The 18,713-nt window shown below is 74.7% G+C and carries 11 protein-coding genes; 7 read left to right on the top strand and 4 right to left on the bottom strand.

The genetic code is table 11. The features are described from left to right. Positions 1-87: 87 nt before the first annotated feature. Together serC and ACQRUO_RS01715 are read right to left on the bottom strand one after the other, a co-directional pair. The gene (gene serC, locus ACQRUO_RS01720) at positions 88-1,209 is read right to left on the bottom strand and encodes a phosphoserine transaminase (protein ID WP_428313836.1); all 1,122 of its coding nucleotides are present in this window, start codon (positions 1,207-1,209) and stop codon (positions 88-90) included. 110 nt (positions 1,210-1,319) lie between these two features. Further along, a complete protein-coding gene (locus tag ACQRUO_RS01715; protein ID WP_428313835.1) occupies positions 1,320-2,420 on the bottom strand; it encodes a citrate synthase 2 in 1,101 nt (366 codons plus the stop codon). A gap of 406 nt (positions 2,421-2,826) precedes the next feature. On the opposite strand from ACQRUO_RS01715, the gene pdxH reads away from it, so the two are divergent. From pdxH to fxsT (ACQRUO_RS01680), 7 genes are all read left to right on the top strand, one after another. Beyond that, positions 2,827-3,450: a pyridoxamine 5'-phosphate oxidase gene (pdxH, locus tag ACQRUO_RS01710; RefSeq protein WP_428313874.1), complete on the top strand. Its 624-nt coding sequence runs from the start codon at positions 2,827-2,829 to the stop codon at positions 3,448-3,450. A gap of 111 nt (positions 3,451-3,561) precedes the next feature. Further along, entirely contained in the window at positions 3,562-7,059 is a 3,498-nt protein-coding gene (fxsT, locus tag ACQRUO_RS01705) for an FxSxx-COOH system tetratricopeptide repeat protein (RefSeq protein WP_428313834.1), read from the top strand. A 384-nt stretch (positions 7,060-7,443) separates the two neighbouring features. Next, positions 7,444-7,617 carry a hypothetical protein gene (locus ACQRUO_RS01700; RefSeq protein WP_428313833.1) on the top strand — a complete coding sequence of 58 codons (174 nt, stop codon included), beginning with the start codon at positions 7,444-7,446 and terminating at the stop codon, positions 7,615-7,617. Positions 7,618-7,711: 94 nt separating this feature from the next. Next, the gene (locus ACQRUO_RS01695; protein ID WP_428313832.1) at positions 7,712-10,153 is read left to right on the top strand and encodes an FxsB family cyclophane-forming radical SAM/SPASM peptide maturase; all 2,442 of its coding nucleotides are present in this window, start codon (positions 7,712-7,714) and stop codon (positions 10,151-10,153) included. Positions 10,154-10,164: 11 nt separating this feature from the next. After that, positions 10,165-11,019: an aminoglycoside N(3)-acetyltransferase gene (locus tag ACQRUO_RS01690; RefSeq protein WP_428313831.1), complete on the top strand. Its 855-nt coding sequence runs from the start codon at positions 10,165-10,167 to the stop codon at positions 11,017-11,019. A 189-nt stretch (positions 11,020-11,208) separates the two neighbouring features. After that, positions 11,209-12,714: a TIR-like protein FxsC gene (locus ACQRUO_RS01685; protein ID WP_428313830.1), complete on the top strand. Its 1,506-nt coding sequence runs from the start codon at positions 11,209-11,211 to the stop codon at positions 12,712-12,714. Next, positions 12,704-16,774 carry an FxSxx-COOH system tetratricopeptide repeat protein gene (fxsT, locus tag ACQRUO_RS01680; protein WP_428313829.1) on the top strand — a complete coding sequence of 1,357 codons (4,071 nt, stop codon included), beginning with the start codon at positions 12,704-12,706 and terminating at the stop codon, positions 16,772-16,774. The genes ACQRUO_RS01685 and fxsT (ACQRUO_RS01680) overlap by 11 nt, the downstream gene beginning before the upstream one ends. A 33-nt stretch (positions 16,775-16,807) precedes the next feature. Here fxsT (ACQRUO_RS01680) and ACQRUO_RS01675 read toward each other — a convergent pair whose 3' ends face one another. Together ACQRUO_RS01675 and ACQRUO_RS01670 are read right to left on the bottom strand one after the other, a co-directional pair. Continuing rightward, a complete protein-coding gene (locus tag ACQRUO_RS01675; RefSeq protein ID WP_428313873.1) occupies positions 16,808-17,671 on the bottom strand; it encodes an alpha/beta fold hydrolase in 864 nt (287 codons plus the stop codon). A 91-nt stretch (positions 17,672-17,762) separates the two neighbouring features. After that, positions 17,763-18,689, bottom strand: a complete 927-nt coding sequence (locus tag ACQRUO_RS01670) for a DUF4231 domain-containing protein (protein WP_428313828.1) — start codon at positions 18,687-18,689, stop codon at positions 17,763-17,765. Between the last annotated feature and the right edge of the window lie 24 nt (positions 18,690-18,713).

The following is an 18,713-nucleotide window of genomic DNA, read 5'->3' as shown; positions in this document are numbered from 1 at the left end:
CCCCCCCCCCCCGACACCGATCAGGCCCTCTTCCCCGCCTCCCCCCCCCCTTCGCCCTTCTCCCGGGAGCGGTCCCGGGCGGGTTCGTCAGAGCTGCTCGACCACGTGGTCGATGCAGGCGGTCAGCGCCTGCACGTCGGCCGGGTCGATCGCCGGGAACATCGCGATCCGCAGCTGGTTGCGGCCCAGCTTGCGGTACGGCTCGGTGTCCACGATGCCGTTGGCCCGCAGCGCCTTGGCCACCGCGGCGGCGTCGATCGCGTCGTCGAAGTCGACGGTGCCGACCACCTGGGAGCGCATCGAGGGCTCGGCGACGAACGGGCGGGCGTACCCGGACTTCTCGGCCCAGCCGTAGAGGTGGCCCGCCGATTCAGCCGTACGAGCGACGGCCCAGGAGAGCCCGCCGTTGCCGTTCAGCCAGTCCAGCTGGTCCGCCAGCAGGAACAGGGTGGACAGCGCGGGGGTGTTGTAGGTCTGGTCCTTCGAGGAGTTGTCGATCGCGGTCGGCAGGTCGAAGAACGGCGGGACGTACCGGTCGGAGCCGGCGATCTCGGCGGCCCGCTCCAGCGCGGCCGGCGAGAAGGTGGCCAGCCAGAGCCCGCCCTCGGAGGCGAAGGACTTCTGCGGCGCGAAGTAGTACACGTCGGTCTCGGCGATGTCCACCGGCAGGCCGCCGGCGCCCGAGGTGGCGTCCACCAGGACCAGCGAGCCGTCGCCCGCGGTGCCCTCGGGGCGGCGGATCGGCATCGCCACGCCGGTGGAGGTCTCGTTGTGGGTCAGCGCGTAGACGTCCACGCCGGCCTCGGCGACCGGCAGCGGGTGGGTGCCCGGCTCGGTCTTGATGACGCTCGGCTCGTCCAGCCACGGCACGGCCTTGACCGAGGAGGCGAACTTCGAGGAGAACTCGCCGAAGCTCAGGTGCTGCGACTTCTGCCGGACCAGGCCGAGGGCGGCGATGTCCCAGAAGGCGGTGGAGCCGCCGTTGCCGAGCACCACCTGGTAGCCCTCGGGGAGCGAGAAGAGCTCGGCGACGCCCTCGCGGACGCGCTTCACCAGGTTCTTGACCGGTGCCTGCCGGTGCGAGGTGCCGAGCAGCGAGGTACCGGTGGCGGCGAGGGCACTGAGGGCCTCGGGGCGCACCTTGGACGGGCCGCAGCCGAAACGGCCGTCGGCGGGCTTGAGGTCAGCGGGGATCTGAATCTGGGCCACCCGCGCAGCCTACTGGGTCCGGATGCCCGCCGTCCGCCCCCGTCCGGCCGCTGAGATGCTGCTGGGGCGGCATGTCGGGGGCCGGACGGCGGGCGTGGGATGACGGTCGGTCAGTGCGCGATCGACTCGTAGCCCTCGACCTCGCGCGGGCTGCGCGGGCCGGGACCGATGTAGCGCGCGGACGGGCGGACCAGGCGGCCGGTGCGCTTCTGCTCCAGGATGTGCGCGGACCAGCCGGCGGTGCGGGCGCAGGTGAACATCGAGGTGAACATGTGCGCGGGGACCTCGGCGAAGTCCAGCATGATCGCGGCCCAGAACTCGACGTTGGTGGCGAGCACCCGGTCGGGGCGGCGGTTGTGCAGCTCCTCCAGGGCGGCCTTCTCCAGCGCCTCGGCGATCTCGAAGCGCGGCGCGCCGAGCTCCTTGGCGGTGCGGCGCAGCACCCGGGCGCGCGGGTCCTCGGCGCGGTAGACGCGGTGGCCGAAGCCCATCAGGCGCTCGCCCTTGTCGAGGGCGTTCTTGACCCACGTGACGGCGTCGCCGGTGCGCTCGATCTCCTCGATCATGCCGAGCACCCGGGAGGGCGCCCCGCCGTGCAGCGGGCCGGACATCGCGCCGACCGCGCCGGACAGCGCGGCCGCCACGTCGGCGCCGGTGGAGGCGATCACCCGGGCGGTGAAGGTGGAGGCGTTCATGCCGTGCTCGGCGGCCGAGGTCCAGTAGGCGTCGACGGCCTTGACGTGCTTCGGGTCCGGCTCGCCGCGCCAGCGGATCATGAACCGCTCGACCACGGTCTCGGCCTTGTCGATCTCGCGCTGCGGGACCATCGGCAGCCCCTGGCCGCGGGCCGACTGGGCCACGTAGGACAGCGCCATCACGGCGGCCCGGGCCAGGTCGTCGCGGGCCTCCTCGGCGGAGATGTCGAGCAGCGGCTTGAGGCCCCAGACCGGGGCGAGCATGGCGAGCGCGGACTGCACGTCGACCCGGATGTCACCGGAGTGCACCGGGATCGGGAACGGCTCGGCCGCGGGCAGGCCGGGGTTGAACTTGCCGTCCACCAGCAGGCCCCAGACGTGGCCGAAGGAGACGTGGCCGACCAGCTCGTCGATGTCCACGCCGCGGTAGCGCAGCGCACCGCCCTCGCGGTCCGGCTCGGCGATCTCGCTCTCGAAGGCGACGACTCCCTCAAGCCCGGGTACGAAATCGGACATCACGCGCTCCTCAGTGACGTGGCGGCCCGCCGCCTGGGTGGGGCGGAGCGGGCCGTTGACCGTTGTGGTGTTTGGCACTCGGTGCCAGAGTGACAGGCACTGGGTGCATTTCGCCATACACCACCGCGGTGATGTTTCCCCTATCGGGCCGCTCGACCTTACGTCGTACCCGGAGAAATCCGTGGACCTTCCGGTGGGTTCCGGGTGTTTCCGGACAAACCGTTGGACTGCTTCGGGCAGAGCGTGGCGAGCCACCATATCTCTCGACGTCGAGAATTCCAGCAGGTGCGGGCCCGGTCACGGCGTCCGGCACCGCCCGCCGCTTGTCGTACGGGATGATGTTGGCGTGCAGACTCCGGAACGCGCCCAGCCCGCGCACCAGACCGCCGTCCCCGATCTCGCCCGGATGCGCCGGCAGTACGCCGAGGAGGGCCTGGCCGAGCCGGACCTGGCCCCCGACCCGGTGACCCAGTTCTCGCGCTGGTTCGCCCAGGCCGAGCGGGCGGGGGTGGCCGAACCCAACGCCATGGTGCTCTCCACCGCCGACGCGGCCGGCCGGCCGAGCGCCCGCACCGTGCTGCTCAAGGGCTTCGACGAGCGCGGCTTCGTCTTCTTCACCAACTACGGCTCCCGCAAGGGCAGCGAACTGACGGCCAATCCGCACGCCGCGCTGCTCTTCCCGTGGCATCCGATCGAGCGTCAGGTGATCGTCACCGGCACCGTCGAGCGGACCGGCCGGGACGAGACCGCCGCCTACTTCCGCACCCGCCCGCACGGCTCCCAGCTGGGCGCCTGGGCCAGCGAGCAGTCCAGCCCGGTCGCCTCCCGCGCGGTGCTGGAGCAGCGTTACGCCGAACTCGCCGCCCGCTACCCGGAGGGCGAGGGGGTCCCGGTGCCGCCGTTCTGGGGCGGCTTCCGGGTGGTCCCGACCAGCGTGGAGTTCTGGCAGGGGCGCCCCAACCGCCTGCACGACCGGCTGCGCTACACGGCGCAGGAGGGCGGCTGGACGGTGCAGCGCCTCTGCCCGTGACGGCACCGCCGGCGCACGCGGGTGCGCGCGCCGGCTCCGTGGTGCGCCGGTCGAAGCTCTACGCAAAAGCGGTGCGCACGCGGCACACTGGTCGCTCGACCGCTCGACCGCATGTGCGGGGGTGCCGTGGAGTCGTACTTCTTCCTCAGCTACGCCCGGGTGGACGACGGCCCGCAGGTGGCGGCCTTCTACCGTGACCTGGCCGCCCGGCTGGTCGTCCGCGACCCGGCCGCCGCCGAGCTGCCGCCCTTCCGGGACGTCGAGCGGATCCGGCTCGGCGCGGACTGGGCCCGGGTGCTGGCCGAGGCGATCGCCGGCTGCCGGGCGCTGGTGGCGCTCTACTCGCCCGGCTACTTCGCCAGCAGCTACTGCGGCAAGGAGTGGACCGCCTTCCACCGCCGGCTGACCGCCTTCCGCGCCGAGACCGGCTGGGACCCCGGGGCCCTGGTGCCGGTGCTCTGGCGGCCGCTGCCCGGCGCGCTGCCCGCCGCGGTGGCCGAACTCCAGTACCGCGAGCCGGCGATGGGCGAGCGGTACGCCCGGATCGGGCTCTGCGCCCTGCTCGCGGAGGACCCGCAGGGGGAGGAGTACCAGCGGGTGCTCGACGTGCTGGCCGCCCGGATCGCGCTGGCCGCCGGGCGGGCCCGGCTGCCCGGCCTGCCGGGGCTGGACCTGCGTGAGGTCCCGGGCGCCTTCCCGCAGCCGGTGACCGAGCCGCCGCCGGTCCGCCTCAGCTACGCCCCGGCCGACCGCCTGTGGGCCGAGTGGACGGCCGCCGAACTCGCCGCCGCGGGCCGCCCCGCCGCCCTGCACGGCCTCGGCACCGCCGGCTCCGAACTGACGCTGCACCGGGCGCTGGACGGCCGGGCCCGGGTGCTGGCGCTGCTCTCCCCGCACTACCTGGAGCACCCGGAGGGGGCGGCGCTGTGGAGCGCGCTGGCCGGGCACGAGTGGGCCCCCGGGCAGCGCGTGCTGCACGCCGTCCGGATCGCCGACCCCACCGGGCCGCCGCCCGCGCCCTTCGCCGACCAGCCGCTGGGCGAACCGCTCGCCGCCACCGCCGCGGCGGCGGCCGAGCAGCTGGCCGCCCTGCTGCCCGGCCCCGCGGCGGCGCCCCGGACCGGCCGGGGGCCGCGTCCGCGCTTCCCCGCGCAGCCCCCCGCGGTCTTCGCGGCACCGGCGCCCACCTCGCACTTCACCGGGCGGGACGAGGAGCTGGAGTGGCTGCGCGCGGGCTTCCTGACCGGCGGCGGGTCGGCCGTCCAGGTGCTCCAGGGCCTGGGCGGGGTGGGCAAGACGCAGACCGCCGCCGAGTACGCCCGGCGGTTCGCGGCGGGCTACGACCTGGTCTGGTGGATCACGGCCGAGCAACCCGAGTTCATCGCCCCGCGGTTGGCCCGGCTGGCCCCGCAGCTCGGCCTGGCCGCCACCGACGACAGCGCCGACACGGCGGCCCGGGTGCTGGCGGCGCTGCGGGCCGGGCAGCCCTACCCGCGCTGGCTGCTGGTGTTCGACAACGCCGGTGATCCGGCCGCGCTGCGCGGCTGGCTGCCGGAGGGGGCGCCCGGCGGCCACCTGCTGGTCACCACGCGCGATCCGGCCTGGGCCCGCCGCGACCGGGTGGTCGAACTCGGCGTGCTGCGGCGCCCGGAGAGCCTGCGGCTGCTGGCCCGGCTGAACCCGGAACTGCCGCCGGGCGCCGCGGCCGAGCTGGCCGCCGCACTGGGCGACCTGCCGCTGGCGCTGGTGCCCGCGGCGGCCTGGCTGCGGGAGACCGGCATGCCGGTCGCCGGCTACCTGGAGCTGCTCGCGGCCACCGCCACCGAACTGCTCGAACGCAGCTGGCTGCCGGGCGGGGACTACCCGCGCTCGGCCGCCGCGACCTGGCTGCTGGCCCTGGCCGAGCTGCGCCGCGGCAACCCGGCGGCGGCCGAACTGCTGGAACTGTGCGCCCACTTCGGCCCCGCGCCGATCCCCACCCGGCTGCTCTTCGCGCCGCCGCAGGCGCCGCTGGCGGTCGGCGAGCTGATCAAGGCGATCCACCGCAGCGGGCTGGCCCGGGCGGGCACCGGCACCGGGACGCTCACCGTGCACCGGCTGGTCCGGGAGGTGATCCGCGAGCAGGTGGCGGCGGAGCGTCGGGAGGGACTGGCCGGCACGGTGCAGACGCTGCTCGCGGGAGCCGGTCGGCCGGCCAGCGAGTCGGTCGACGGCTGGCCGGTCCACCAGGAGCTGCTGCCGCACCTGGGGCCCAGCGGTGCGACCCGCAGCACCGACCCCGCGGTGCGGCGCTGGTTGACCGACTCGGTCCGCTACCTGGGTCAGCGCGGGCTCAACCAGGCGGCGTGCGACCTGGCCGAGCGCATCCTGGCCCGCTGGTCGGAGCCGGGCGCGAGCCCGGACGGCACCGCGCAGCTCCAGTTGCTGCGGCTCCGGCTGCAGTACGCCAACTCGCTGCGCGTGCTGGGGCGCTACCGGGAGTGCCAGGAGCTCGACCGCGCGGTGTTCACCGAGCTGACCAGGGAGTTCGGCGAGGACCACCCGCAGACCCTGGCGGCCGCCAGCAGCCTGGCGGCGGACCTGCGCACGCTGGGCCGGTTCGGTGAGGCGTGCGCGTTGGACCGGAACACGCTGCGCGCCGCCGAGCGGGAGCTGCCGCCGGGGAATCCGCAGCGGTTGGCCTGCGCCAACAACCTCGCCGTGGCGCTGTACACGGTCGGCGACCGGGCGGGTGCGCTCGACCTGCACGAGCGCACCTGGCGGCACCGGACCCGGACGGCGCCGACCAGCCTGTACACCCTCAGCTCCGCGGACAGTTACGGCAAGGCGCTGCGCGAGGCGGGCCGGCCGGCCGCGGCCCTGCAGGTGGTGGAGGAGGCGGTGCGCCGCTTCGGCGACCTGGTCGGGGAGCGGCACCCGGTGATGCTGCGGGCCCGGCAGGGCCTGGCGGCGACCCACTACCGGCTCGGCCGGCCGGGCCGGGCCGGGGAACTGGCCGAGGAGGTGCACCGGAGCACCGCGGAGGTGCTGGGCGCGGACAGCCCCGAGGCGCTGACGGCGGCCGCCACGCTGGCCGCCGTCCGGCACGCGCTGGGCGAGCACCTGCGGGCGGTGGCGGTCGGCGAACGGGCTCACCGGGCGGGCCGGGCCAGGTTCGGCAGCCGCCACCCGATGGTGGTGCTGCTGGCCGGCAACCTGGCCCCGCTGCTGCGGGCCGCGGGGCGCGCCGAGGAGGCGGCGGTGCTCGGGCGGGAGGCGGTCGAGCGCTTCGAGGCCGCGGTCGGCCCGGACCACTGCGACCTGGGGGCGCTGCTGCTGAACCGGGCCACCGACGAGGCCGCCGCCGACCCCGCGGCCGCGGTGCACACCGGCACCCGGGCGCTGGAGCTGCTCACCGGGACGGTCGGGGCGGGCCACCACCACGCACTGGCGGCCGGCGCCAACCTGGCGCTCGACCTGGCCGCCCTCGGACGGCGGGGGCCGGCCGCGGAGTTGGCGGGGCGGTGCGCGGAGCTGGCCCGGGCGGCGCTGGGGGAGGGCCATCCGCTGACCCGCGCGGTGCTGGCCCGCGACCGGCTGGACGCCCAGGTCGAGTTGTACTCGCTCTGAGGCGCCGCAGCGCACGCCCCGGGCCGCGTGTTCGAGCGGGCGCACGCTCGAGGGGACGTGGGCGCGCGGGGCGCACAGTGCGGACACACAGCGGACGCAGTGTCAACATGCCGTGAAAATCACTACGCCGAACGGCGGATGGGCAGTTCACTGCAACAGGTGAAACCGATCACCGGGGGGTCCCGAGATCGGGTGGTGGGCCGGGAGATCGAGCAGATCGTGCCGGTCCGAACGACCGGGTGGCCGGAAACGGCTCCCGCGCTGACTGGAAATAGCCAAGCCAGACACTAGGTTGGTGCAAAGGCGCCGTGGGACCCTCCCCAGTGCCCTACTACCCCCGCCCGGCCCGGTTCAACCGCGCCATCCCCGGAAGGATCGTCAGATATGCAGACCGTGATGGACGTCGTCGACGTCGCCCCAGACCAGCCGGCCCGACGGCTCTCGCTGGAGGAACTGTCCGCGCAGGACACCGACCGGCTGCTCGCCCCGCTGTACCGCTCGCTGGCGGGCACCGAGGGTGAGTCCGGTGTCGAGAAGGGCTTCAACTCCTCGATCTGAGGGGGTGGGGAGGCGACGCCCGGTTGACAGCTCCGCCCTGCCGGTACTCCAGTTGTTTCTGGCGGAGTGTCATCTCTCGACAGCAGGAAAGAACATGACGCACCAGCTGGTGCCATTCTCACAGTTCGTGCTGAAGGTCCACAGTCGCTGCGACCTGGCCTGTGACCACTGCTACGTCTATGAGCACGCCGACACCAGCTGGCGCGGCAGGCCGCGGGCGATCAGCGAGCCGGTCCTGGCCCGCACGGCCGAGCGGATCGCGGAGCACGCGCGCACCCACCGGTTGCCCGCCGTCCACGTGGTCCTGCACGGCGGCGAACCGCTGCTGGCCGGGCCGCGGCTGCTGCGCCGCGCCGCCGAGCTGCTGCGCGCCGCACTGCCCCCGGGCTGCGAGCTGGACCTGCGGATCCACACCAACGGGGTGCGGCTGGACCGCGCCTTCTGCGCGCTCTTCGACGAGTTGGACATCAAGGTCGGCATCTCGCTGGACGGGGACGCGGCGGCCAACGACCGCCACCGCCGGTTCGCCGACGGCCGCAGCAGCCACGCCAAGGTGCTCGCCGCCGTGGCGCTGCTGCGCTCGCCCGAGTTCCGCCACCTGTACGCGGGGCTGCTCTGCACGATCGACGTGGCGAACGACCCGATCGCGGTCTACGAGGCGCTGCGCGCGCTGGAACCGCCGCGGATCGACTTCCTGCTCCCGCACGCCACCTGGGACCAGCCGCCCAAGCGCCCCGCCGAGCTCGGCGAACACCCCTACGCGCACTGGCTGCTGGCGATCCACCGGCGCTGGGAGCAGCAGGGCCGGCCGTTCCCGGTGCGCACCTTCGACTCGGTGCACCGCACCCTGCACGGCGGGGCCAGCCTCACCGAGGCGCTCGGCCTCGACCCCGCCGACCTGGTGGTGATCGAGACCGACGGCAGCTTCGAGCAGGCCGACAGCCTCAAGACGGCCTACGACGGCGCCCCGGCCACCGGCTTCGACGTCTTCACCGACACCCTCGACGAGGTCGCCCGGCACCCGGGCATGCAGGCCCGGCAGTCGGGCCTGGCCGGCCTGAACGCGACCTGCCGGGCCTGCCCGGTGGTCCGCAGCTGCGGCGGCGGCCTCTTCGCCCACCGCTGGCGCACCGGCGCCGGCTTCGACAATCCGTCCGTCTTCTGCGGAGACCTGATGCGCCTGATCACCACCATCCGGGATCGGATCGCGCCGACCGCCACCGCCCCCCTCGGCGGCCCCAGCACCGAACAGTCCGGTACCGAACAGCCCGGCACCGAACAGCCCGGTACCGAACTGCCCGGCACCGACCGGCTCGGCCCCGACCAGCTGGGGCAACTGGCCCGCGGCCACGGGGACGCGGCCACCGTCGCGGCGCTGGCCGCCGGACAGCTGGACCTGACCCGACGCCTGCTGGCCGCGGTCGGCCGGCAGGCGGGGGAGGCCTGGCAGCTGCTCACCGAGCTGGACGCCACCGCGCCCGCCGCGGTGGACGCGGTGCTCGCCCACCCGTACGTCCGCAGTTGGGCGGTCGGCCTGCTGCGCGCCGAGCCGGGCGACCCGGCGGCGGAGCCGGACACCCTGGCGGAGATCGCCGCGGCGGCGCTGATCCGCGCCGGGCGGGACGCCGAGCTGCCGGTCCCGGTGCGCGGCGGGGCGATCCAGCTGCCCACCCTCGGCCGGGTGCTGGTCGGCGGGGCCGGGCCGGCCGTGCTGCGCGGCGGCGCGGACCGGTTCACCGTGCGCAGCGCGGCCGGGGTGACCCGGGTGGTCGGCTTCGACCAGCCGACCGACCCGGGCTGGCTGCCGGTGCGCCGGCTCGGCTTCGCCGGCGGCTGGTCGGTGGCCGTCGAGGACACCGACCCGCAGCGCGACTGCCACCGGTGGCCGGCCGAGCAGCGCCTGACCGAGGCCGCCTTGGGCGACTGGACCGGTGCACTGCGCGAGGCCTGGGAGCTGCTGCTGCGCGACCTGCCGCAGTACGCGGCCGGGATCGCCGCCGGGCTGACCACGATCACCCCGCTGCGTCCGGGCCCGGGCGGCCGGCAGCTGGGCAGCACCGCCCGGCAGGCCTTCGGCGCGGTGGCCCTCGCCCGCCCGCGGACCGCGCCGGACCTGGCGCTGCTGCTGGTGCGGGAGTTCCAGCAGGTGAAGCTGGGCGCGGTGGTGGACTTCCACGACCTGTACGACCGTGCGGACCGGCGCCTTCACCCCGCCCCCTGGGCGGCGGACCCGCAGTCGGTGGCGGAGCTGTTCCCCGGGGCCTACGGCCGGCTCGCAGTGACCGAGTTCTGGGGCAGCCGGGTGGCGGCCTACGCCGGGGTGGGCGGCGAGGCGGCCGAGCACGCGCGCGAGCGGTTCCGGGTGGAGCGCGAGCGGACCGACCGGGCGATCGACACGCTGCTCGGCTCCGGTTCGCTCACCCCGCTCGGCGAGCGGTTCGCCGCGGGGCTGCGGGAGTCGCTGCCGGACGGGGGCGCCGAGGCGCCCGCCGACCGGCCGCTCGGCGCGGACCGGCCCGCGCCCGCCGGACGCTGAGGAGGCCCGTCATGCCCGCCATGCCCGCCGTGCCCGGCTCCGCGGAACTCGGCGTCGCCGAACTCACCGACCGGCTGCGCCGGCTCGGCCTCTCCCCGCGCACCGGAACCCTGCTGGTGCACGCCGCCCTGCGCACGCTCGGCCCGGTGCAGGGCGGTTCGGCCGGCGTGCTCGACGCCCTGCGGGCCGCGCTCGGCCCGGACGGCACGCTGCTGGCCTTCACCGCCACCCCGGAGAACTCCGACACCTCCCGGCTGGACGCGGCGGCCACCGCCGGGCTCGACCGGGCGGACCTGCAGGCCTACCGCCGGTCCATGCCGCCCTTCGACCCGGCCACCACCCCCGCCTCGCCCACCATGGGGCGGCTCTCCGAGGAGCTGCGCAACACGCCGGGGGCGCTGCGCAGCACCCACCCGCAGACCTCCTTCGCCGCCCTCGGGCCCAAGGCCGCCGCCCTCACCGCGGACCACCGGCTGGACTGCCACCTGGGCGAGGAGTCCCCGCTCGGGCGGCTGTACCGGGAGCGCGGCTGGGTGCTGATGCTGGGGGCCTCGCCGGAGCGCTGCACCGCGCTGCAGCTGGCCGAGTACCGGGTGCCCGACGGGCCGGTGAAACGGTACGGCTGCATGGTGCGCGGCCCGGGCGGGCACCCGAGGTGGGAGCGGTTCGACGGGCTGGACCTGGACGACCAGTACTTCCGGCAGATGCTGCCCGAGATCCTGCCGGGGCTGTTCCGGCTGCCGGGGCCGGTCGCGGCCCGCACCGCCCGGATCCGCGGCGCCGACTGCCTGCTGCTGCCGGTGGTCCAGGCGGTGGACGCGGCCCTGGGCTGGCACCAGCGCCGGCCGGCGGGCGCGCTGCGCTGACCTCCGCCGGTCCGTTTCGGGGTCAGCCGTCCCGATTCGGGTAAACCGCTGACACCGACCCGACAACTGACGCATGATCAGAGGGCCGGGTGGCAGAGGTATTCCACCGGGGTATTCCACTCGGGAAGCGGAGCTTCCTACACTGTGGGTGCCCTGAGCGGGGCGGCACAGGCCCCTGGGGAGGCGCGTGTGAACGACGCTGCGGGCAGGCAGAAGGCCACGGCGAAGCCGCATTTCTTCCTCAGCTACGCGCACATGCCCGCAGTCGGCTCGCGCAACCCCAACCTGCGGGTCAGCCAGTTCTACGAGGACCTCTGCGAGGCGGTGCTGCAGCTCACCCCGCTGCCCACCGCCGACCCGGTGGGCTTCATGGACCAGACCATGCACCAGGGCGACAACTGGGCGGCCAAGATCTCCGAGGCGCTGGCCACCTGCCGGGTCTTCGTCCCGCTCTACCACCCGCGGTTGTTCCGCAGCACCCCGTGCGGCCAGGAGTGGTACACCTTCGCCCAGCGCGCCAACAGCTCGCCCGGCGGCCCGGCGCAGAACAGCGCGATCGTGCCGGTGCTCTGGGTGGGCATGCAGGACAGCGCGCTGCCGCCGGTGGCCCAGGCGGTGCAGTACAACCACCCGACCTTCCCGCAGGCCTACGCCGAGGACGGGCTGTACGCGCTGATGGCCCAGCGGCACCACCAGGGGCTGTACGAGAAGGTGGTCTACAAGCTGGCCCGGCGGATCGTCGAGGTGGCGCTGGAGACCGTGGTGCCGGTCGCGGAGCCGGTCGACTTCACCACCAACCCCTCGGCCTTCCCGGGCCGTTCGCCCGCCGACGAGCTGACCATCGCGGTGCTCGCGTACAAGCGCAGCGAGGTGCCGCCGCACCGCGACCGCAGCTACTACGGCGCCGGCCGCACCGACTGGCAGCCCTACGACCAGGACGGCGAGGGCGCGCTGGCCGAGAAGGCGATGCAGCTCGCCCGCCAGTGCGACCTCAACCCCACCGTGCACGAGTTCGACCTGGCGGCCGGCCGGCTGATGGAGCTGGAGCGGCCGCAGGGGCCGGGCGTGGTGCTGTTGGACCGCTGGGTGCTGGAGGACACCGCCCGGCGCGAGCTGGTGCGCGAGTTCGCCCGCCGCAACCCGGCCTGGGTGACCATGGTGGAGCCGTGGAGCCGGGACGACCCGCAGTGCGTGGCGCGCGCGGCCGAACTGCTGCTGCTGGCCAACCAGGTGCTCGGCCGCGGCCGGGGGAGCAGCCGGCCCTCGTTCCGGCCCACCGCCGGCGGCCTCGCCGACCCGGACGGGGTGCCCACCGAGCGCGAGTTCGGGGTGACCTTCCAACTGGCGGCGCTGCGCGCGCAGAAGGCCTTCAAGGAGCGCGGCCTGACCCGCCCGCCCGGCACCGGCGAGGTCCGGCCGCGGCTGACCGCCGCCTTCGAGGACCCGCAGCCGCCGGGCGGCCGCCGCCACGACTTCGACCCGGCTCCCAGGGAGCCCGACCAGCCACCCGACCAGCCACCGGACCAGTCGCCGGACCAACAGTCGCCGGACCAGTCGCCGGCCCCGCAGCCTGACCGCCCGGTCGACCCGCGCCTGGACCTCGGCTTCGGCCCGGGGTCCGGCCGCCGGGCCGACCCCCCGCTCGACCGCTCGACCGACCCCGAGGACGACGAAGGAGGAGACCATGGCCGCTGACACGACGCGCAACCTCCGGCAGGGTGGCCGCAGTGCGGCCGAGCCGGTGACCGAGGGCGAGCGGGCCGCCGGCCGCCTCGCGGACGAGGACCGGCAGGGCCGGATCGTCACCTTCTACTCCTACAAGGGCGGCACCGGGCGCACCATGGCGCTGGCCAACACCGCCTGGATCCTGGCGGCCAACGGCTTCCGGGTGCTCACCGTGGACTGGGACCTGGAGGCCCCGGGCCTGGCCAAGTTCTTCCACCCGTTCCTCGACGCCAACGAACTCGCCAACGCCTCCGGCGTGATGACGCTGATCAACGACTACCGCGAGGAGGCGCTGCGGGAGACCGAGCTGCACGCCGACGCGCTGCTCGAACCCGAGCTCTATCAGGAGGAGCTGCGCGAGATCGGCCACCACCCGGGCTGGCACCTGGACTTCGCCAAGGTGGCCGGGCACGCGCTGCCGCTCTCCTGGAACGGCTTCCCGAGCGGCGGCAGCATCGACTTCCTGGCCGCCGGGCGGCAGGACCGGGACTACTCCGGCACCCTCAGCAGCCTGGACTGGGACCTGTTCTACGAGCGCTTCGAGGGCGGCCAGTTCTTCGACGCGCTGCGGGCCGACATGCGCCGGCGCTACGACTACGTACTGATCGACAGCCGCACCGGGCTCTCCGACACCGCCGAGATCTGCACCGTGCAGATGCCCGACGACCTGGTGGTCTGCTTCACGCTGAGCGATCAGAGCATCGACGGCGCCTCCCGGATCGCCCAGCACATCGCGGACCGCTACCGGGACCGCGGCATCCGGATCCTGCCGGTGCCGATGCGGATCGACGACTTCGAGAAGGACAAGGCCGACGCCGGGCGCTCGCTGGCCCGGGTCAGGTTCGACGGCCTGCCCTCCGAGCTGAGCGGCGAGGAGACCGCCCGCTACTGGGGCTCGGTGGAGATCCCGTACCGGCCGTTCTACGCCTACGAGGAGATCCTGGCCACCTTCGGCGACAAGCCCGGCACCCCGACCAGCATGCTCGCGGCCTGCGAGCGGCTCTGCGAGATGATCACCCAGAGTCGGGTGGGTTCGCTGCCGCCGATGGAGGAGGAGGTCCGGCTGCGCTACGTGGAGGCCTTCACCCGGCGCCGGCCCACCGTGCCGGCCGACATCTACCTCAGCTACGTGCCCGAGGACCGGATGTGGGCGGACTGGATCGAGTACGTGCTCACCGCGGCCGGCTTCCGGGTGCTGCCGCGGGACGTCGGGGCCGGCACCGACGCCCGGCTGGAGACCGAGCGCTCGGTGGACGCGGCCTACCGCACGGTGGCCGTGCTCTCCCCGGCCTACCTGCGCTCCCCGCAGGCCCGTGCGCTCTGGGAGTCGGTGGCCGGGTCGGACCCGTCCGGCACCCGGCGCCAGTTGATCCCGGTGCGGGTCGGCAACACCCCGCTGTCCGCGCCGTTCAGCAGCCGCAACCCGGTGGACCTGGCCAACCTCAAGGAGCCGCAGGCGCTGGCCGCGCTGGTCCGGGCGCTGGGCCGGGAGGAGACGCCGAGCGTGGACCCGACCAACGGGCCGCGCTTCCCCGGTACCCAGCCGGAGATCTGGAACGTGCCGCCGCGCAACAGCTACTTCACCGGCCGGGCCGAGATGCTGGAGCGGCTGCGCAACCAGCTCGGCGGCGGGGCCACCGCGGTGCTGCCGGTGCCGCAGACCCTGTACGGCCTCGGCGGGGTCGGCAAGACCCAGGTGGCGCAGGAGTACGCGCACCGCTTCATGGCCGACTACGACCTGGTCTGGTGGGTCTCGGCCGAGCAGGAGGAAGAGATCCAGGGCCAGCTGGCCGAGCTGGCCCGCCGGATGGGCCGGGCCACCAGCGAGCCGGTGGCGCTGGCCGCCGAGATCGCGCTGGAGGCGCTGCGCCGCGGCGAGCGGGCCAAGCGGTGGCTGCTGATCTTCGACAACGCCGACGAGCCGGGCGAGATCCGCCGCTACTTTCCGGGCGGCAACGGGCACATCCTGGTCACCTCGCGCAACCAGGCCTGGGCCACCCAGGCCGAGGTGCTGGCGATGGACGTCTTCACCCGCGGCGAGAGCATCGACCACCTGACCCGGCGCACCGGCGGCGCGCTCAGCCGCCCGGACGCGGACGCGGTGGCCGAGGCGGTGGGCGACCTGCCGCTGGCGGTCGAGGTGGCCGGCGCCTGGCTGAAGGCCACCGGCACCCCGGTCGCGGAGTACGTGGCGGCGCTGCAGACCGAGGCGGCCCGGGTGCTGGAGCTCGGCCGCCCGGTGGACTACCCGATGACGGTCGGCGCCACCTGGCGGGTCTCCATCACCCGGCTGCGCCAGCAGTCCCCGGCCGCCGCCCGGATGCTCCAGCTCTGCGCCTACTTCGCGCCCGAGCCCATCTCGATGAACCTCTTCTACAGCGACCAGATGATCCGCGCGCTGGTCCCGTACGACCCGGGCCTGAGCGACAAGTTCCTGCTCGGCCGGGTGATCCAGGCGATCGGGCGGTACGCGCTGGCCAAGGTGGACGCGGGGGCGAACAGCATCCAGGTGCACCGGCTGGTCCAGGAGGTGATCCGCTCGGAGATGACCGTCGAGGAGCAGACCGACACCGCGCACGAGGTGCACCGGATCCTGACCGGCGCCCGCCCGGTGGTCGGCGACACCGACGACCCGGCCAACTGGCCGGCGTTCGAGGAGATCTGGCCGCACCTGTCGCCCTCCCGGGCGCACGACTGCGACGAGTCGGACACCCGGCAGCTGATGATCGACCGGGTCCGCTACCTGTGGAAGCGCGGCGAGTTCGGCCAGGCCCGCCGGCTCGGCCACCTGCTGGACGAGGCGTGGACCGCCAAGCTCGGCGGGGACGACCGGCAGACCCTGCTGCTGCGCTTCCAGCTCGCCAGCGTGATGCGCTCCCAGGGCCAGTACGCGCTCGCGGTGGAGCTGGACCAGGACACCCTGGAACGGCAGCGGCTGCTGCTCGGCGACCACCACCCGTACACCCTGATGACGGCCGGCTCGCTGGCTGCCGACCTGCGCGCGGTCGGCGAGTTCGGGCGGGCGCTGGAGCTGGACAAGGAGGCGCTGGACCGGTTCCGCGAGCAGTTCGGCGAGGACAACCCGCGCACCCTGTCCTGCGCCAACAACCTGGCCATCGACTACCGGCTGGCCGGGAACAGCCGGGCCGCCCTGGAACTGGACCGGGACACCCTGGACCGGCGCGCCCAGGTGCTCGGCCCCAAGCACCCCTACACCCTGACCACCAAGTCCCAGCTGGCCCGCGACCTGCGCGAGATCGGCGACTACGAGGCCTCGGTGGCGCTGCACCAGGAGGTCACCGAGGCGTTCGCCGAGGTGCTGGACATCGACGTGCCGGAACTGCTCCGCAACGCCAAGTCGATGGCCGTCTCACTGCGCAAGGCCGGCCGCCAGTCCGAGGCCCGGCGGCTCACCAAGGAGACCTACGAGCGCTACCTGGAGCGCTACGGCGAGAACGCCCCGGACACCCTGGCCTGCGCGCTCAACCTGGCCGCCGACTACAGCGCGGGCGGCGACAAGGACGCGGCCCGCGACCTGGCCCGCCAGGTGCACATCGGCTTCCAGCGGCTCTTCGGCCCCTCGCACCCGTTCACCCTGGCCTGCGCCAACAACCTGGTGATCTACCTGCGCGGCAGCGGCGGGGTGGTGGAGGCGGCGGAGCTGGGCCGGCAGACCGTGACGAGCCTGGGCCAGGCGCTCGGCCCCGAGCACCCGTACACCCTGAACGCGCAGATCAACCTGGCCAACGCGCTGGCCGACCTCGGCGAGGTCGAGGAGGCGGAGCGGCTGGAGCAGAGTGCCTACCGGGGCCTGCGCGAGCGCTTCGGGCCCCGGCACCCGGACGTGGTCTGCTGCCAGGCCAACCTCGCCATCACGCTGCGCGCGGCCGGCCGGGTCGGCGAGGCCGCCGAGCTGCGGGCCCAGGTGGTGAACGAGCTGATCCGCCAGTTCGGCGAGGAGCACCCCAACACCATCTCGGCCCGCGGCTGGAAGCGGATCAACCGCGACCTGGAGCCCCAGCCGGTCTGAGCGACCGGCCAGGGCCCGGGCCCCGGGAACCGGCTAGGCCGGCTCGGCCGCCGCCCACTTCAGGGCGGCGGTCATCACCCGGAAGGCGCCGAAGTGCGCCGCGCCCGGCTCCAGGAAGAGGGTGGCGCCCGGGACGTGCTCGGCCAGCCAGCGGGAGTGGTCGACCGGCGAGAACATGTCGTCGGTGCCGTGCCAGAGCCAGGTGGGCACGGCCACGTCCTGGGCCTTGAAGCCCCAGTCGGTGGTGAAGGCGAGCACGTCGTCGATCCAGCCGTCGGCGTTCTGCCGGAAGGCCTCGCGGTAGTTGCGCTGCAGGATCCGGCGCATGCCGGCGTCCGAGACCACCACCCGGTCGGCGCCGGACAGCTCCCGGCGCAGCCCGGCGAGCAGGGTGGCCGGGTCGTCGCGGATCCGGCGGGCCCGCTGCGCCATCGAGGCGGCGATCCGCAGGTGGTCGCGCTCGGCGGCCTTGTAGTCGCGGATGTTGGACGGGGTCATGCCCGCGTACCAGTCCAGGCCCTCGGCCCCCCAGGGCGCCAGGCAGACCAGCACCGCCACCCGGTGCACCCGGCTCGACAGCAGCGCGCCGCAGGCGAGTGCGTGCGGGCCGCCGCCGGAGCGGCCCACCACGGCGAAACGTTCCAGCCCGAGTTCGTCGGCGATGGTCTGCACGTCGACGGCCGCGGCGGCGACCTGCCGGCCGGGCAGCCGCTCCGAGGCGCCGTAGCCGGGGCGGTCGAAGGAGATCAGGTGGACGCCCAGGTGGTAGAGCACGGTGCTGCGGGGCAGCGGGCCGAGCCGGCTGCCCGGGGTGCCGTGCAGCAGGAAGACGGGGCGGCCGGCCGGGTCGCCGAAGGTCTGCACCGCGAGCTTCCGGCCGTCGGCGGTCTTCACCATTCGGGGCTGCACGCGGGAACCTCCAGTGATGTCGGGCGGATGCGTCCGGGACGGACGTCGGCCGCCGCCGGCGGCCGCCGACGGGGTGGGGCTACAGGGCCGGACCGCGGACCTCGCGGCGGGCCTGCCAGGTGGTGTGCTCGCGCGAGACGGCGTCCTCGGCGTCCCGGGCGAGCCTGGCCCAGAGCTCCTCGGAGTCCGCGGCGGCCAGGTCCAGCCGGGTCAACTGGGCTCTGATCAACTCCAGCTCGTCGGCGGCCAGCCGGTAGGCGGCGGCCAGCGGCCGGTACTGGCGCAGCTGGGCCCAGGCCGCCACCGAGGCGCCGACCGCGGAGACCGTGCCGAGCGCGTCGTAGGAGTGCCAGCCGAGCGCCCGCAGCACGGCCAGCAGCAGGCCGATCGCCGGCACCACCATGCCGAGCACCTCGGTGGCCCGCCCGGCCCGCTCGCAGTACGCCGCCTTCTCCCGGTACCAGCCGTGCTGCACCTCCACCCGCTCGCGCAGGTAGACCTCGCGCCGCACGCTCAGCGGCTGCTCGCGCAGGCGGCGCATCGCCGCGGTCACCTCCGCGCTGCGCTCGGCGTCGCCGGGCAGCACCGCGCTGTCCCGGAAGCCGCGCAGGATGCCGCCCAGCTGCAGCCGGTAGAGGCCCTCGGCGTCCGGCAGGGTGGTCGGCGGTGGCTGATAGGCGTCGGCCCGCACCGCGAACTTCCAGGCCAGGGTCTTGACCGACTCGGCGGCGGCCCGCCCCTCGTACCAGCGGCCCTGCGGGTTGTGCCGGCTGATCTGGGCGGCCAGGCAGACGGTGGCCAGGTAGCCGGCGGCGGCCGCCCAGGCCCAGGGCCGGCCGGTCGCGGCCCCGCACGCCGCCGCCGCGACCAGCAGCAGCAGCTCCCAGCGGAACAGCTGGACCGAGCGCTGCTGGGCGCGCAGCGAGGCGGAGTCGGCCTGTCGGAACAGCTCGGGGAGCAGCTCGGTCTCGCGCACCGGGCTGGTGCCTCCGCTGCCGGCTGCCATCGAGTCCGCCCCCGTCCGACTGAT

The organism is Kitasatospora sp. LaBMicrA B282, assembly GCF_050325825.1.
GTDB lineage: Bacteria > Actinomycetota > Actinomycetes > Streptomycetales > Streptomycetaceae > Kitasatospora.
The sequence above is the reverse complement of the archived record's forward strand: the minus strand, read 5'-3'. Positions and strand labels throughout refer to the sequence as shown.

What these genes read in the sequence shown, in the direction of transcription:
- ACQRUO_RS01715 (WP_428313835.1), bottom strand. Translation starts at nt 2,420, where the DNA reads ATGTCCGATTTCGTACCCGGGCTTGAGGGAGTCGTCGCCTTCGAGAGC.
- pdxH (WP_428313874.1), top strand. Translation starts at nt 2,827, where the DNA reads ATGCGCCGGCAGTACGCCGAGGAGGGCCTGGCCGAGCCGGACCTGGCC.
- fxsT (WP_428313834.1), top strand. Translation starts at nt 3,562, where the DNA reads ATGTGCGGGGGTGCCGTGGAGTCGTACTTCTTCCTCAGCTACGCCCGG.
- ACQRUO_RS01700 (WP_428313833.1), top strand. Translation starts at nt 7,444, where the DNA reads ATGCAGACCGTGATGGACGTCGTCGACGTCGCCCCAGACCAGCCGGCC.
- ACQRUO_RS01695 (WP_428313832.1), top strand. Translation starts at nt 7,712, where the DNA reads ATGACGCACCAGCTGGTGCCATTCTCACAGTTCGTGCTGAAGGTCCAC.
- ACQRUO_RS01690 (WP_428313831.1), top strand. Translation starts at nt 10,165, where the DNA reads ATGCCCGCCATGCCCGCCGTGCCCGGCTCCGCGGAACTCGGCGTCGCC.
- fxsT (WP_428313829.1), top strand. Translation starts at nt 12,704, where the DNA reads ATGGCCGCTGACACGACGCGCAACCTCCGGCAGGGTGGCCGCAGTGCG.
- ACQRUO_RS01675 (WP_428313873.1), bottom strand. Translation starts at nt 17,671, where the DNA reads ATGGTGAAGACCGCCGACGGCCGGAAGCTCGCGGTGCAGACCTTCGGC.
- ACQRUO_RS01670 (WP_428313828.1), bottom strand. Translation starts at nt 18,689, where the DNA reads ATGGCAGCCGGCAGCGGAGGCACCAGCCCGGTGCGCGAGACCGAGCTG.